The sequence below is a fragment of the Paenibacillus sp. URB8-2 genome (assembly GCF_013393385.1).
Classification (GTDB): domain Bacteria; phylum Bacillota; class Bacilli; order Paenibacillales; family Paenibacillaceae; genus Paenibacillus_AQ.
Map to the genome: position 1 here is coordinate 3,171,660 of NZ_AP023239.1, position 14,574 is coordinate 3,186,233.

General features: G+C 44.6%; 14 protein-coding genes and 1 pseudogene. 3 read left to right on the top strand and 12 right to left on the bottom strand.

The features are described 5' to 3' along the window. Positions 1-43: 43 nt before the first annotated feature. The 3 genes and pseudogenes from PUR_RS14535 to PUR_RS14545 form a co-directional block, all read right to left on the bottom strand. Positions 44-499: an NUDIX domain-containing protein gene (locus PUR_RS14535; RefSeq protein ID WP_179035867.1), complete on the bottom strand. Its 456-nt coding sequence runs from the start codon at positions 497-499 to the stop codon at positions 44-46. 225 nt (positions 500-724) lie between these two features. Beyond that, complete coding sequence (locus PUR_RS14540) at positions 725-1,498, bottom strand: methyltransferase domain-containing protein (protein WP_179035868.1); 774 nt, start codon at positions 1,496-1,498, stop codon at positions 725-727. Positions 1,499-1,753: 255 nt separating this feature from the next. Then, positions 1,754-2,302: pseudogene (locus tag PUR_RS14545) on the bottom strand (GNAT family N-acetyltransferase). A 402-nt stretch (positions 2,303-2,704) separates the two neighbouring features. Between PUR_RS14545 and PUR_RS26560 the strand changes: the two are divergent. Continuing rightward, positions 2,705-2,755, top strand: a complete 51-nt coding sequence (locus PUR_RS26560) for a hypothetical protein (protein ID WP_442953839.1) — start codon at positions 2,705-2,707, stop codon at positions 2,753-2,755. A gap of 410 nt (positions 2,756-3,165) precedes the next feature. Here the strand turns inward: PUR_RS26560 and PUR_RS14550 are convergent, their stop codons facing one another. The 8 genes from PUR_RS14550 to PUR_RS14585 form a co-directional block, all read right to left on the bottom strand. After that, positions 3,166-3,663, bottom strand: a complete 498-nt coding sequence (locus tag PUR_RS14550) for a hypothetical protein (protein WP_179035869.1) — start codon at positions 3,661-3,663, stop codon at positions 3,166-3,168. Between the two features lie 307 nt (positions 3,664-3,970). Continuing rightward, positions 3,971-4,285, bottom strand: coding sequence for a hypothetical protein (locus PUR_RS14555; protein WP_179035870.1), 315 nt, complete (start codon positions 4,283-4,285; stop codon positions 3,971-3,973). Between the two features lie 146 nt (positions 4,286-4,431). Then, complete coding sequence (locus tag PUR_RS14560) at positions 4,432-5,784, bottom strand: RNA-guided endonuclease TnpB family protein (protein ID WP_179035871.1); 1,353 nt, start codon at positions 5,782-5,784, stop codon at positions 4,432-4,434. Between the two features lie 370 nt (positions 5,785-6,154). After that, on the bottom strand, positions 6,155-6,643 hold the full coding sequence (locus PUR_RS14565) for a cysteine hydrolase family protein (protein ID WP_179035872.1): 489 nt from the start codon (positions 6,641-6,643) through the stop codon (positions 6,155-6,157). 146 nt (positions 6,644-6,789) lie between these two features. Next, a protein-coding gene (locus PUR_RS14570; RefSeq protein WP_442953713.1) for an IS3 family transposase occupies positions 6,790-7,936 on the bottom strand; the annotation gives its coding sequence in 2 pieces (ribosomal slippage) (positions 6,790-7,666 and positions 7,665-7,936; 1,149 coding nt in all). Positions 7,937-8,007: 71 nt separating this feature from the next. Next, complete coding sequence (locus PUR_RS14575; protein WP_232101512.1) at positions 8,008-8,328, bottom strand: hypothetical protein; 321 nt, start codon at positions 8,326-8,328, stop codon at positions 8,008-8,010. 248 nt (positions 8,329-8,576) lie between these two features. Then, positions 8,577-9,017: a YhfM domain-containing protein gene (locus PUR_RS14580; protein WP_179035874.1), complete on the bottom strand. Its 441-nt coding sequence runs from the start codon at positions 9,015-9,017 to the stop codon at positions 8,577-8,579. A gap of 146 nt (positions 9,018-9,163) precedes the next feature. After that, positions 9,164-10,957: an ABC transporter substrate-binding protein gene (locus PUR_RS14585; protein WP_179035875.1), complete on the bottom strand. Its 1,794-nt coding sequence runs from the start codon at positions 10,955-10,957 to the stop codon at positions 9,164-9,166. A gap of 127 nt (positions 10,958-11,084) precedes the next feature. Here PUR_RS14585 and PUR_RS14590 point away from each other — a divergent pair, with 127 nt between their 5' ends. Beyond that, complete coding sequence (locus PUR_RS14590; RefSeq protein WP_179035876.1) at positions 11,085-12,335, top strand: MDR family MFS transporter; 1,251 nt, start codon at positions 11,085-11,087, stop codon at positions 12,333-12,335. Between the two features lie 469 nt (positions 12,336-12,804). Here PUR_RS14590 and PUR_RS14595 read toward each other — a convergent pair whose 3' ends face one another. Beyond that, positions 12,805-13,200, bottom strand: a complete 396-nt coding sequence (locus PUR_RS14595; protein ID WP_124693981.1) for a winged helix-turn-helix transcriptional regulator — start codon at positions 13,198-13,200, stop codon at positions 12,805-12,807. 145 nt (positions 13,201-13,345) lie between these two features. On the opposite strand from PUR_RS14595, the gene PUR_RS14600 reads away from it, so the two are divergent. Next, entirely contained in the window at positions 13,346-14,557 is a 1,212-nt protein-coding gene (locus tag PUR_RS14600) for an MFS transporter (RefSeq protein ID WP_179035877.1), read from the top strand. Positions 14,558-14,574: the final 17 nt, after the last annotated feature.

Genomic DNA, 14,574 nt, shown 5'->3' on the forward strand with positions numbered 1-14,574 from the left:
CTTCGAATCCACTCTCTAAATAATTTAATTGTACCCTATTCTTTCAATTCGCATCTCCTAAATAAATGGGTTTTATTTGTTTATTCTGTATTTGTTCAACCAATTTAAGAGGATAAACTCTAATTTTACTTAATTTATCAACTTCAATCCATTCAACTCCGACCTGATCTTTGTCTGGATTTGTTCCATTAAAAGTTTCAAATTTGTTATTAATTGTGCATTCAAAATAAAACTCTACCTGATGAACATCGTAATCCCATTCCGAAAACTCATGATTCTTACCAATATATTCTCTAATATAGACTATATCCCCTACTTCTACTTCACACCCTAATTCTTCAATACATTCACGTGATACTGCTCTTTTCAGCTCTTCTCCTTTTTCTTGTCCTCCTCCTGGAAAGAGATAGAAAAAACCTTTCTCGTCCTGATTTCTTGTTAGAAGTATTTTATTATTATCAATAATAATTGCTTTCGCTGAGTTTCTTATAGGTTTCATAAAAATTCTCCTGGTATAATATTTTTTAAAACGCTTTCGACGATTTCAGCTAACGTCTTGCTTCTGCGACGTCCAGTACCCCGCCACTTTAAATCGTCCGCTTTCTTTCGGTGGGGGTACTGGATGTGGTGAGCGCTCTTTTTGCTCACCCTTGCGAAGAAGCTTTGTTAGACGATGTTGTACACGGAAATTACCACTAGCCATAAGTAATACTTATTTTATTAGTTAATATTTCTTTCCTAAATATAAATCCATAGTATCGTAAATATTGATTATACCGCCAAACTTATCTATTACAGTTGCTATTTCACTTTCTAATACGTTTTTAACATCCATCTGTAAAGATCTGTGATCTGAGTATGTATTCAATAACGAAATATAGTCTTCTGCATGTAGCTTCCGTGTTTGACGGTAAATTTTTGTAATAACATTAGAAAAACCATATTTTCTCATAGTATCTGCATACTGCTGACAAGTTTTTTCATCAAACTCTTCCGGTGATTTGTCGCCAAAAGGCTTGTATTTTTTATATATTTTTTGAATTTCAATGTGCATAGTATCATCTTTGCCAATAGCACTTGGATGATTCCAAAATAATGCAACTGTACCACCGTGATTTAACAGACTATGCACTTTTGTAAAACCAATATCCTGTGGTAACCAATGAAAAGCAGTTGCAGAATATATCATATCGTATTTATTGTCATCAGTAGTAAAACTTTCAAAATCAATATTAATCACTTTAAAGTTACTAAATTGTGAAAACTTTTGTTTTGTAAACTCAGCTAATTTTCCACCAAGCTCAACAGCCGTTACTTTACAGCCTGTTTTCAAAATTGGTAACGTTGCTTGACCTGTCCCTATTCCTATTTCAAGTGCATTTTTTGTACTGTTTAGACCCGAATAATGGATAATATCATTAAACAACTCCGCAACATATGTTGGTCGACATTTATCATAATTAACTACATCTTCATTAAATTTCAATCGCAAGTCCATTTGAGTTCACCTCACAAATAATTATTTTCTTTATGCTTTAAGACTAGTGCACAATTTCGCCTAACGTTGATGTATTCACGAACCCTCACTGCCTTAAGGACCCGAAGGGTCCGACCGCGACGCGGTTAGGCAGTTCAGGGTTGTCTGCTGAACCGGCTTCCTCGAACCGAACTCCTGCAGACCAAGGAGCCGTAGGCTCCGAAGCGTAGATACTGTGTTAGGCGAAGCGGCCTCTTCTTTGATTAATCCCACTACTTAACTCACTTTATAATCTTTCTTAAGTATTGCATATATGACAGTTTCAACAAACCGATTCCTCCAATAAAAATGTTCCTTCAATGTCCCTTCTTCACTTAATCCAATTTTCTCAAGCACCTTTCTTGATCCCACATTCTCTGGTTCTACAAATGCTTCAATACGGTTTAATCCAAGATTGTTAAATCCGAATTCAATTATCTTCTGAATCACCTCAGTCATATAACCTTGCCGCCAGTATTCTGGTGTTAATTCATATCCAATTTCAGCTTTATAATGATTTTTCATCCATCCATGAAATCCACATGTTCCAATTACTCTGCTTTCCGATCGCAAAGTGATTCCCCAGCGAATGCCCTGATTTCTTTCAAACTTTTGATTCCATCTATCAATTAGTTCTTCTGCTTGCTCAATATTCGTAAAACTCTCCAAATCATAAAATTATGTACCTTCATCCAAAGAGAAATATTGAAATATTTCTCTTGAATCGTCTTGTTTAAGCTGTCTTAGTACAAATCTATCTGTTCCTAATATGGGGAATTGATACATATTTTTTCTCCTTTCATGGTTTAGGTCATTTCGCATAACGTTTCCGCATCTACGACGCGACCCGGCCTTAGATAGTTCTTATCTTAGGCCGGGTCGTGTGTTGTCTGAATATTCTTCTAAGTACATAACTTCTGACAACCAAGGGGCGAATGCCCCGCAGCGTAGATGTAATGTTAAGTGATGTTACTGCCTTCTTTGAGGTACCTTCAATTAAAGTATTTCAAATAGATTCTATATTGTTGTTTGTGTTTTTACTAAGCTTGTTATAGTATTTTCGTCTTTATTTGGTTTTATTATGTTATAATTCTTGAGTACAATATACGGCTTAAAAGGGCGGTCGGCTAATCTCCCGGAAGGGAGGTGATGCCCATGGAGGTCAAAGATGCTCTCACCTTAATGCTCATGTTCAGCATGTTCATTTTGGCGCTTCTTACCTACATGAAAAAGAAATAGACCGCCCTCCCTAAGGTAACGGTCTATTTCTCGACCTATCTTGTGTGGCCGACTGCTCTTTATGCAGTTATTGTACGTGGGAGTCGTGTTACCGCACGGCTCCTTTCTTATTCTTACCTCAGTATAGCTCATTTTATAACGCTTTTATAGGGGTTATTTCTTTGGAAATTTATTTTTTGTTTTTATATTGTCTTTATAGAGGTTTGTCGTGCAGTAATTTCACTTAACGTTTCCGCATTCACGAACCCGAGAGGCTTAAGGCGCGCTAGCGCCGGGTCGAAGACTTAGCCTCGCAGGGTTGTCTGGTGCTATAACCTCTTCGCCTTAACTTCTGCAGACTAAGGCCGTACGGCCCGCAACGTGGATGCTGTGTTATAAGATGTCCCCCTCTTCGAAGCATTACCTGAAAATTATGTTATTTGATATATGATTCTATTCCATTCTTCAGGTACGAACAGCCATAAGGCTGGAACCATACATTCACTGTAGTCTTTGCTCTTAGAAAAATGTTTCTTAATATAGGTATTAATTCGATCGTTATAAGCCTTTACTTCTTTTACAAGATTTAATTTATTAATTTTCTTTAGTTCTTGTTCATCAATATCAAATAAGGGAATTTGCGTCTCACTGAACCATCCATCGAAGTAATCACTGTAAGGTCCACCCATTCCATGAGGGCATCCTAACTTGGTTTCTGACTCTTTCGTGCAGTGACACCACCAACTTACCGCGTGAATAATAATATTTACTTTCGTTAAATCTGTTATCAGACTTTCAATATATTCATTCATAGTGATAAGATCTATGTACCCTGTTCCTACTGGTTGTACGTAGTAATTCTTTAAGATCTCTTCAATTCTTGTTTGTGTCGCTAGACTGGTAGAGCGAAGCATGTCCAGATATTCCATTATCATGCCTCCGTTAGTATTTAACTATTATTTTATGATTCTGAGGGAGTTCTTATAACCTTGTTGTATTCCCGACGTCTCACTGGCTTAAGGCCCGCCAGGGCCGGGTGGCTCCGCCACTTAGATAGTGCAGGTGTGTCCACCCGAATTATCTTCCTGAAAATCCTCGGGCGGACCAAGGGACAGCTTGCTGGCCCGCAGCGTGAATGCTATGTTATCTGATGCCTCTGGCCTCTTCGAATAATTTCAATGTCATTTTTATTTTATCTATAGTTTTATTTAATATCTTAATTCCTTTTAGTCATTATTATGATGTGATTTGAGTAATTCCCCCCCCTATTTTTAAGTGATTTGGTAATAGGTGTTGTGGAATCATTTTAATGTTTTTTAATTGAGTATCTATGCTCCATCCACCAGGTTTAATATCCTCGTCAAACCATTTTGCACCTGAATTAATCCATTTTTGTTTATTCTTCTCATATGCTTCAAGTTGACAGTCATCATATCCATACTCGAAGCCGCAGCATGGACAAATATTAAAACTAGAGGATTCACCATTGATGCCCCAAGGTGGTTCATTCAACTCAGGATATCCACAAACATGACAAATGTAAGTATCCATATATCAATCAACCACCTAACTTATATACTTGTTATTTTTTTACCTTGTTTATATCTTTATGTTTAGTGAACTCTCCCCCACTTAGCTTACGCATGAAGTGGGGGCTTCTGTTGGCATCGATACAGGGTTGCACACGCTTGCGAGCTTCATAATTGAAGGCTCAACGCCTGTTGCACCCGAATGAGGGAAGCCAACGTCCAATACGTTCGTTTTGCCAATGAAGGGTCTTTGGCCTCCAAGGACAACCACATCTTTTCAGATGTGGCTTTTTGTATATTACGTAGCACGTACCGTGCGCCGATGTTATACGAGGCATTAAGGTCCGCGTGATACATTTTGCCTGTTGCGAATACAGCAACATCCCGCTTCGTGTTTCGTTGTACAAATCCACTGCCATCAAAAGCAAGCGCACTTGTATTCACAGGGTTGACCATGGAAACCCGCATCCCCAGAAAATGCGCCATTTCGGTCACTTTTGTTTGGATGCGCCGTTTCGCCCAAAACTGGAGTTTGGCACGAAGCCGCTTGGCTCCCCACGTTCCTTTAGGCAGACGCATCTTCCCTAAATACTCCATGACAATGACATCTGCGCTGTGTTTTTGGGCAAAGGCGAGGATTTGATGCGCGGTATCGTGGACGATATGCGTCTGTAAGCCGGTCATCCGCCGCCAGAAATTCGGTTTTGCCCCTATACCGGATTGTCGCTGGGCTTGTTTCAGTTTGCCTATGATTTGGCGCATCCGATCTTTTTCTTTGGCTTGGTTGATAAACGTCCTCGCCAAGACAGTGCCGTTAGCGTCCATCACGGAACAGACTGCGGAATTCGTTAACCCCAAATCAACGGCGCACACCCGCTGCTTGGAAGGTTCCGCCTGAGTCAGCTTCACATCCCCCTCATAGGCGATATGAAGGGCATAGCGTTTTCCTTTCCGAACCAATGTGGGGCTGCATTCTTTCATGCTCCACACGTTACGTTTAAATAGGTCTTGCTCCTTAAAGGTAATGGGGAGCCATACCCAATCGCCTTGATGAAATATCTTGATGTTGGCTGCCCGATCGGAGGTTCGGATGAACATGTTGCCTTTGTACAAGCAAGGGAACGCCTGATGTTGAGATTGGAGTATCGGCGCTTTCTTCGAAAAGCGTTTCCCTTCTTGCTGGGCGTGTTTCCGCTCGGCTTGCCAAAGCTGAAAACGGGAATGATGACTTTTCACAATGCCAAACGCTTCGGCAATGGCACTTCTGCGGAAGTAAGAAGGAAACTTATAAAAGCGTTGATCAAACTCGGCGTAGAGCGGATTCGGATTGTGCCTGGTACGGTGAGTCAGCCGTTCTACCGCCGTCACAACCGCTTGGGTGGATAACGATTCCAAGGCCATAAACTGCTCTTGAATGACCGTAATCAAGAACGACAGCGCCTCTTGATACACAAGGAGAGTCGCATCTAGCATGCGGTGGTGAGACGTAATCGGATGTTTGAGTGTTTTGACCACCTTCATGAGACACGCCTCCATCGCAAGTTTGATGGGTCTAGTATAACACAAGAACGTATGTTTGGTGAAGCTAGCGTGTCTAACCCCCACCTTCGCTGTTGGCTTAGAGGCGGGGGACTGCGACACTAAATCTGTTCAATAATGAATTTTATGTTTATAACTATTCCAGAGGTTTCAAATAACGTTCTGATATTCACGACGCCCCACCACCTTAAGGCTCCGAAGGAGCCGGCCGCGACCGCGGTTAGGTGGTGCGGGTGTGTCCGCTGATCCCTGGCTTCCCCGATATTCCATCTGGCGGACCGAGGGCCGTAGGCCCGAAGCGTGAATACATTGTTATATGCTGTTGGGGCCTTCCTTGAGTTGCCTTCCTGCTTTACTTATTTATTAAATATTCAATTACAGGATAAGAGATCAAGTTTCTATCCCGGTATGTTGAAGTTATCACATCACTTTTATTACTTAAGATTCCATTTTGTAATATTACAGGTTTAAATCCTCTTTCAATGGCTCCGTTATAGGTAAATAAGACACAATGCTCTGCAGCAAATCCTGAAATTATTATAAACTCTACGCTTTGATTCAATAAAATTTGTTCTAATTCTGTCTTCCAAAATGCATTCGAGTTTTCTTTGGTCAGTATCAAGTCTTTATCTTTGATTTGAATTTCTGGAACACTGTTATATAAATCTCTATTTGATTCTTTAAGACCTTCAATGTCTTGAACATGTATGACTACATGATCATTAGAACGAAGCAAATCTGACACATAATTGATATACTCGCAAGCTCTATCTATTATTTTCTTTTCTAGATCCTCTAGATGGATTGCTTGCATATCAATAATTAACAAACCTATTTTCATCGAAGACACTCCCTCAAATGTATTTAAATACTTACCCCAACATATAACGTTCTTGTATTGATATGACGAGGTGTAATGCTCCCCATTGTCAAGACACGAATTGAGAGAAAATAAGTTAACTCCTCTCTGGTTTGAAATGGTAGGGTTTAAGAAGCTTTTCGGGTCAACGATTGCGAATATACAGTATCTGGTGAAACCTCGTTCAGCGCTTGGTGTGGACGTTCAGCGTTATAGAATTTCACGTAATTCGTAATGCCTTTCCGCAATTCACGGGGTGTTTCAAACTCATTTAAAAAGATGCACTCGTACTTTAGAGACCTGAAATATCGTTCCGTTCGGCTGTTGTCCGTCGCGCGGCCTTTGCCGTCCATCGAGACTTTTACATTCTCTTTTTCAAGCAGTTCCAAGTAAGAGGCATTGGTAAAATGAGAGCCTTGGTCGCTGTTCATAATCTCCGGCTTACAGTGCCGGAAAGCGCGTTTCAGGCAGGTCAAAACAAAGCCTTTCTCCAGTGTGCTGGATAGCTCATAGTCGATCACTTTGCGGCTGTACCAGTCAATAATATTGAACAGGTACATGAATCCTTTGCCCATACGGATGTACGTAATGTCGATTCCCCAGACCTGATTGGGGCGATCAATGGTAAGCCCGCGAAGCAGGTAAGGTCGGCAGTACTTGGCATGCAGACGCTTGCTGAGGTTCGGCTTCGGATACACCGCCTCTAAGCCCATTAGCTGCATCAGGCGGCGTATACGCTTCCGATTCACAGAATAGCCTTGATTCTTCAGGGACCTTGTCATCCGGCGATAACCAAAGTAAGGGTGCTTCATGTAGATCTCATCGATCCGATGCATGATCTGTACGTTCTCCTCACTTGGCTGCTTCTCGCTCACAGGCCGATACACGCTCGTCCGGTTCACAGAGAGCAGTGTGGCTTGCCGTTTTATGTTGATCTTCGGATGATCTCGTTCGACCATGGCCTTACGCTCGGCTAAGGGTTCATTTGAGGCCAGATTTTTTTTTGAGCCAGTCGACTTCAACGGTAAGTTGTCCGACCAGCTTTTCCAGGCGTTCCTGCTTGCTTTCATACTCCTTTCTCATCTTGTCCGCTTCACTCGTCCCTTTCTCGAACACCATGGACGCCCGGCTCAGAAACTCGGCTTTCCACCGGCTAATCATCACGGGACTCATTTCATATTTGGCGGCAATCTCGTTCACGGTCTGCTCTTCCTGCAAGACCTCCAGCACAACCTTCGTTTTAAACTCTGGGGTGTATCGGTTCCGTTTTTCCATGGCTTTATTATAACTTATTTATCACGCTCCTGTGTCTCAACCTACGGGAGCATTATAAGGCCTCACCACTTTCAGTGAACCCAATATTCAAAAAAATCATTTTCGTCTTGTCCATAATATTCTTCTAATTGTTTTTTCTCTTTCTTTTGTTGATTATTTTTAATTCGTCTTTCCTTATCAATTTCCAATTGTTTTATATATTTCTCTTCAACTAATATTCCTAGCATCTTTAACTCTTGAGCAGCACATAACAAGTCAACCGCAAAATGCTTACTGTATCCTCTTACTTTATTATTTCCGTTGTATTTAACTAACCAGCTTTTTGCTGCTTGCAATCTACCATCACGATTAAGTCTTTTATGTCTTGGGGTATTTGATTTTTTCTTTGTCATTCGTATTTCCTTTTTCAATGTTTTTAACATATTGCGCTGATTTCCTATAACGTTCTCGTGTTCACGACGTCCCACCACCTTAAGGCTCCGTTGGAGCCGGCCGCGATGCGGTTAGGTGGTGCGGATGCGTCGCCTGAATCCACTTCCCCGACTTTTCTCCTGGAGACCGAGAGGCGGCGTAGCCGACCCGATGCGTGAACACATTGTTATAAGATGTCCCCGCCTTCGAAGCAATATCTTACAAGTAATCATTCAATATAAATAATATCCCTTAAATCATTCGTTGACTTTTCAAGTATTCTGTAACCTTGTTCACTATTTGATGAACTTACAAGTAATCCATATATTGCTTCTTTATTCTTAGAAATGTTTAAATGAAATTCTTTTATCGTACGGTTACTAAAAGATATTCGTATTAGAAACATCACACCATAATCAAGACTTCCACTTAGTTTTTCTGAATTGTTAATTGCCTTTATAAATAAATTAATCGAGTTTTTATCGGTAATAGTCTTTTCAAGAAATGGTCTGTCATCCATTCCAATACACTCTTGAACGCATTCTAACGTTATACTTTTTACATCTCTACTATTAATTGAGAAACTATTACTGAAAAAATACCACCCAATAAATCCAAATGTAATACCGATTAATATTAGAATTACAATAGGTCTTTTAATAATAATCATTCCTTCTATTATCGATTAAATATGCATTACAGGGATTTCTTATAACGTCTTATCTACGAAGCACGCAATTAATCCGTTATAGGAAGTATTTGCGAAATCCTGAAACTATCTGCCCTTCAGCTTAAAGTCGCCCACTGTCACCCATTTTAAGCCTGCAAATCTTTCTCCTCCCCGCTCTTCACCCACAGCTTGGAAATATCCAAAAACCCGAACGAGCCGGTATGCAGACCGAGCAGACTCTGACTGAGATTCGCTCTTTTGTTGAGATGGCAGCCGTGGAGTATCCAGAAGTTGTCCCGGGCAAGAGACTCTGCTTGAAGCAGGCTGGCGGCGCGTTCCTGCGAGGAGAGCTGAAAAACATCTTCCAGTGCGCTGTCCAAAGAATCGGTTTCCGCAGGGCCCAACAAGAGGTGCGGGTAATTCTGTTCATTTTTGTAAAAATTCATCATCCCCCACTCCCAGTCATCTTCCAGCACCTCCTCCGAAATAAGCAAATCCGCTTCTTGCAAAATCTCCTTCGCAGATCTGCCAGGGTTCAGCGGATACAGCCGGATGTCCAGGCCAACGGCCCGGCACCGCTTCTGCAGCCATTCAACTTCCTCGCCCTCCTCCTTCTTGGACCCATAAACAAGCTGCAGCGCCTCCCCCGCATATCCCGCACAGCGCAGAAGATCCGCGGCTTCCTCAAGCCTTCCCTCCTCCACCCGCCGCTGTTTGCTGATCCAGGGCAGGAAGCTTTTGGCAGGCGTATAACGGGTTCCCCCGAGTTCACGAATCAGGGCGACCCGGTCATACACAATGCGAAGAGCCTGGCGGATCTCCTTCCGGTGATGGACCCCTTCCCGCCGCAAATTGAATACGATATACCGGCAGCCGAGCGCCGGGTAGTCAATGCTGCTGTTATTTTGATTCCAGGGCATCTTCTCGTCGGTATCCGTTCCGGGAAGCTCATAGTGACGGTCGATGCCTTTTTTATCCGGATAAAACCAGACCTCTACTCTGTCCAACAGCGGCCGGATGCCATAATAGCTGTCGAATGCGGTAAGCGTCAGCACATCTTCGTTAAGGTTGGCGACACGAAAAGGACCGGTACCGACCGGGATCTCCGAGAAAACATCGTCGCTGGGCAGAACAGACATGTAGAGGCTTCCGGCCAAATGCAAGAAGAACAAGTTCGGACGGCGTAGACAAAAGCAAATCGCATAATCGCCTTCCGTCTTCACCTCTGCAACGTCCCGGTATTGCCACAGCGAGGGACTGTTCACCTGAAACAGCCGCTCCAATGTATATTTGACATCCTCCGCCGTCATCGTCTTCCCATGATGAAAACGGACTCCTTTCCGCAAGTAAAAGGTCCAACGGGTGTAGTCTCGGCTGTGCTCCCATGTATGGGCAAGCCCCGGAAGGAACTTCCCGCTAGCGGCATCATAACTCACGAGTGTATCGCAGACTTGTCCAATTATGTACGCTTCAAATGCCGTAAATACAAATGCCGGGTCCAGTCTCTCCAAATTGCGGTTCCGCATCATACGCAGTACGTCTTGCCCCGACGGCGTCTCCGGCTCGCTGTGAAAGCCCATCTGCCGGTTAAGTTCGGTCCACAGCCTTTCTCTTAGGAGATTGCTTACCTTGGGTGCTCCGATCAGCTCAATCGCTTCTTTTATTTTCCCTTGGGCAAGCAGCTCCTGAAAGGTCTCTTCCAGTATGTCTTCCGTACTCCGCAAAAAAGCCAGCGACGAGGCATGTCCTCTTCCCCTGCCCGGCTTCCACGATATCAGCGCTTTCTCCTCCAGCCGCCGCAGAATGAACTTCACGTTGCGCGGTGTGCAGCAGAGCAGGCCGGACAATTGCTCGATTGTCACGCGAACCGGCTCCTCCTGTCTTCCGGGAGATTGCAGAGCGGCTGCCAACCGCATAAAATGGGCGTCACTCAGTTCCACCTACCTCACTCCTTTAAAGGTGAAATCATCTCATGTAAGATTTCACTTTTCCTTCCCCTTTTTAATATTACAATTATATCTATATCCTCTATTGGATGACAATACTAAAGCTTTGAAGGAGAACCCCATGAAACAAACGTTACGCCATGTTCATCCTCTCGCATGGACCATCATTATCGGGACTATGTTCGGAAGGCTGGTCACCTCGATGAGCATCCCCTTTCTTTCCATTTATTTGACCAAAGTACTGGGCGCATCGCCAACGCAGACCGGTCTTACGATTGCGGTCAGCTCGCTCGCCGGCGTATCGATATCATTCTATGGCGGCTACATTTCGGATATTATCGGGCGCAAAAAAGTAATGCTCGTGTCCATTTTCAGCTGGGCCGCGGTGTTCGTGGGCTTCGCCTTGGCTGGCCATCTGTGGGTGTTTCTGATTGTCAACACGCTGAATGGATTATGCCGGGCCGTCTTCGAGCCGACCTCGCGGGCTCTGCTGTCCGATATTACACCCGGAGAACATAAGCTGCTTGTCTTCAATCTGCGCTACGCCGCCGTCAATCTCGGTGTCGTCTTCGGTCCGATCATTGGCCTGCAGCTTGGTTCGGCACAGTCGACCTTTCCGTTCCTGATCGCCGCCATCGTCTATATCGCCTACGGGCTCGTGCTCGTCTTGCAATTCGCCGTTCATGGCAAGAATCTGCCGGCGCCTTCCACGACTCAGGCACCCCGGCTGCGCGAAGCGCTCGCCGTAACGGGACGGGACCGCGTGTTTTTGCCGATTCTGCTCGGCACAATCTTTTGCGTGCTGGGTTACGGTCATTTCGGCTCGACACTGGCACAGTATTTGGTGCTTAATACGCATTTTGCGAATGGCGGAAAGGCCTTCTCCTACATGCTGTCGCTAAATGCAATCACCGTGCTCGTCGTCCAGTATCCCGTTGTACGTACATTTCGAAACTTTCCGCCGGTTATTCCGCTGATCCTCGGCAATGTGTGCGTTTCGGTATCCATGATTCTGTTCGGACTGGCCGGGGGCCTGCCCCTGCTGATGTTCGGCGTCGTGCTGTTCACGATTGGCGAAGTGCTGCTGTTCACGATGATGGACATGCTGATCGACCGGGTCGCCAAACCGGAATGGAAAGGAACTTACTTCGGCACGATCGGCTTCAACGGTATAGGCAGCATCATTGCGCCGATTTTCGGAGGCCTGCTGCTTGACCAATTGGGTGCGGAACGCGGACTTCCCCTGTTCATCCCACTTGCGCTGTCGACCGCGCTCGGTCTGCCTTTTTTGCTGACCGCTCACCGCCGTCTGGCTGTTCGGGAACGATCTTTTGATATCCGCCATATGGAAAGCAATAAAAAAGTGGTCTGACAGTAGACAGAAAAGTATTTCTGCATTTTGCGAAATAATCGGATATGAAGGGTGCCTGCCGGCGCCCTTTTTCTGTTTTGAGAGTTTTGTGGGAGAGTTGAATGATTGGATTACTGTAATGTGACAAGGAAGAGGATTGATTTGTTGTTTGTTATTATGAATTTTTCATATGATGAAATATAATAATTAGAAAGTTGATCGTAAGTGAAGTCGCTTTAAAAAGGATTGGTGCGTCCACTTTAAATAGTTAACATAATATTTGTTATGTAACTTATGACGTTTGGAACTAATGACGCTAGTCATTTTATTCTGAATTTTTCACATTGTTGAATATTGTCAATTGTAATGCTGGAAACGATTCGAACCCGTTGCGGTGAATAAGAAAAAGCCGTCCCCATGGACGGCGAGATTGGCGATTTCAAGCTTCTCGATCTAAAAACGCGGCATAACGCTCCCCTGCTGACGCGGATCAGCCAACGGGCTGGTTGTCCTTAACCATACTGTTCTTGTTCAAAATATTATCTTCCAGCACAGCGAATTTGTCGCCGTACTCTTTGATAATATGTGTTTCCCCCCATGCGCACAGGGAATCCAGGATCGACTTCAGGCTCCAGCCGTACTCGCTCAGCTCATATTCCACTTTGGGAGGAATTTGATTGTAGCAGATCCGGTTCACGATGCCGTGTTCTTCCAGTTCTCTGAGCTGCTGGGTCAGCATTTTTTGCGTGATTGCGGGCATCAGACGCTTTAGGTCACTCGTCCGTCTCTTACCGTGCGTAAGATGGCACAGAATGACACATTTCCACTTGCCTCCAATGATTTCAAGGGTCGCTTCCACCGGAATATTGTATTTCTTTTGAGTCATAATTTATCCGCCTCCAGGTTAGGTTCGGTTATTTATAGGCACTTTTTAGTGCCTACGGTACTTTAAAGTACGTGCTATTCAATAATGATAGTTGGCTACATAATAACATATACCGGCTGGTAATTACCATATAGGAGTGATGAACATGTCACAGGAATCGAATCGAAGCAAGCTGGCGCTGCTAGCCTTGGCCATTAGCGCTTTTGCCATTGGCACAACCGAATTTATCAGTGTGGGGCTTCTGCCCTTAATTGCTGAAGATTTTCATATTTCGGTGACCTTAACTGGCTTAACCGTTACTTTGTATGCACTTGGAGTCACTTTCGGAGCTCCCGTACTCACTTCGCTGACCTCCGGGGTACCCAGAAAGACCTTACTCGCAGGAATTATGCTCGTTTTTCTCGCCGGCAATACACTGGCCGCATTTTCGGGCGGAATTACACTGCTGCTCATTGCCCGCATCATCTCTTCTCTCTCACATGGCGTCTTTATGTCGATCGGTTCGACAATCGCGGCGGATCTCGTGCCTGAAGACCGGCGGGCCAGCGCGATTGCCATTATGTTCTCGGGACTGACCGTAGCGACGGTCACCGGCGTGCCTATCGGCACCTTTATCGGTCAGCAGCTCGGGTGGCGTGCCGCTTTTATCACAATCGTTATCATCGGGGTTATTGCGTTTATCGCCAATATGTTCCTTGTTCCTTCCCACCTGCGGAAAGGCAGCAAAACTCCGCTGCGCGAACAGGTTAAGCTTGTGACGAACGGACGGCTGCTGCTGGCGTTCCTGATCACCGCGCTCGGTTATGGCGGCACCTTTGTCGTCTTCACCTATCTTTCGCCGCTGCTGCATGACATCATGGGCTTTCAGCAATCGACTGTGGCCTTGATTCTTCTGCTCTACGGAATTGCGATCGCTATCGGCAACGTTATCGGAGGAAAAGCGGCCAACCGCAATCCGCTCTCGGCCTTGCTCCGCATGTTCATTCTGCAGGCTCTTGTACTTCTCATTCTTACTTTTACTGCTCCATTTAAAGTTTTGGGGTTGATAACGATATTCGGCATGGGACTGCTGGCGTTCATGAATGTGCCCGGTCTTCAGATCTATGTCGTTACACTGGCTGAACGATACGCGCCAAAAGCCGTCGATGTGGCTTCCGCCGTCAATATTGCCGCATTTAATGCGGGCATTGCTCTAGGGGCTTATTTAGGCGGGATTATCGCGGATACGCTCGGACTGATTCATACGGCATGGATCGGCGCCCTGATGGTCACCGCCGCAGTCGTGCTCACTGCCTGGAGTCTTGTATTGGAAAAAAATAAGAACTCGGCTTCTGAAACGGGAAGCGTTCTTCAATAAGCCATTGTATGATAGGG

Bases quoted from the DNA above. Each gene is read 5' to 3' on its own strand.
- PUR_RS14555 (WP_179035870.1), bottom strand. From the start codon at position 4,285: ATGGATACTTACATTTGTCATGTTTGTGGATATCCTGAGTTGAATGAA.
- PUR_RS14600 (WP_179035877.1), top strand. From the start codon at position 13,346: ATGTCACAGGAATCGAATCGAAGCAAGCTGGCGCTGCTAGCCTTGGCC.
- PUR_RS14565 (WP_179035872.1), bottom strand. From the start codon at position 6,643: ATGAAAATAGGTTTGTTAATTATTGATATGCAAGCAATCCATCTAGAG.
- PUR_RS14590 (WP_179035876.1), top strand. From the start codon at position 11,085: ATGAAACAAACGTTACGCCATGTTCATCCTCTCGCATGGACCATCATT.
- PUR_RS14560 (WP_179035871.1), bottom strand. From the start codon at position 5,784: ATGAAGGTGGTCAAAACACTCAAACATCCGATTACGTCTCACCACCGC.
- PUR_RS14535 (WP_179035867.1), bottom strand. From the start codon at position 499: ATGAAACCTATAAGAAACTCAGCGAAAGCAATTATTATTGATAATAAT.
- PUR_RS14540 (WP_179035868.1), bottom strand. From the start codon at position 1,498: ATGGACTTGCGATTGAAATTTAATGAAGATGTAGTTAATTATGATAAA.
- PUR_RS14580 (WP_179035874.1), bottom strand. From the start codon at position 9,017: ATGATTATTATTAAAAGACCTATTGTAATTCTAATATTAATCGGTATT.
- PUR_RS14595 (WP_124693981.1), bottom strand. From the start codon at position 13,200: ATGACTCAAAAGAAATACAATATTCCGGTGGAAGCGACCCTTGAAATC.
- PUR_RS14550 (WP_179035869.1), bottom strand. From the start codon at position 3,663: ATGGAATATCTGGACATGCTTCGCTCTACCAGTCTAGCGACACAAACA.
- PUR_RS14575 (WP_232101512.1), bottom strand. From the start codon at position 8,328: ATGACAAAGAAAAAATCAAATACCCCAAGACATAAAAGACTTAATCGT.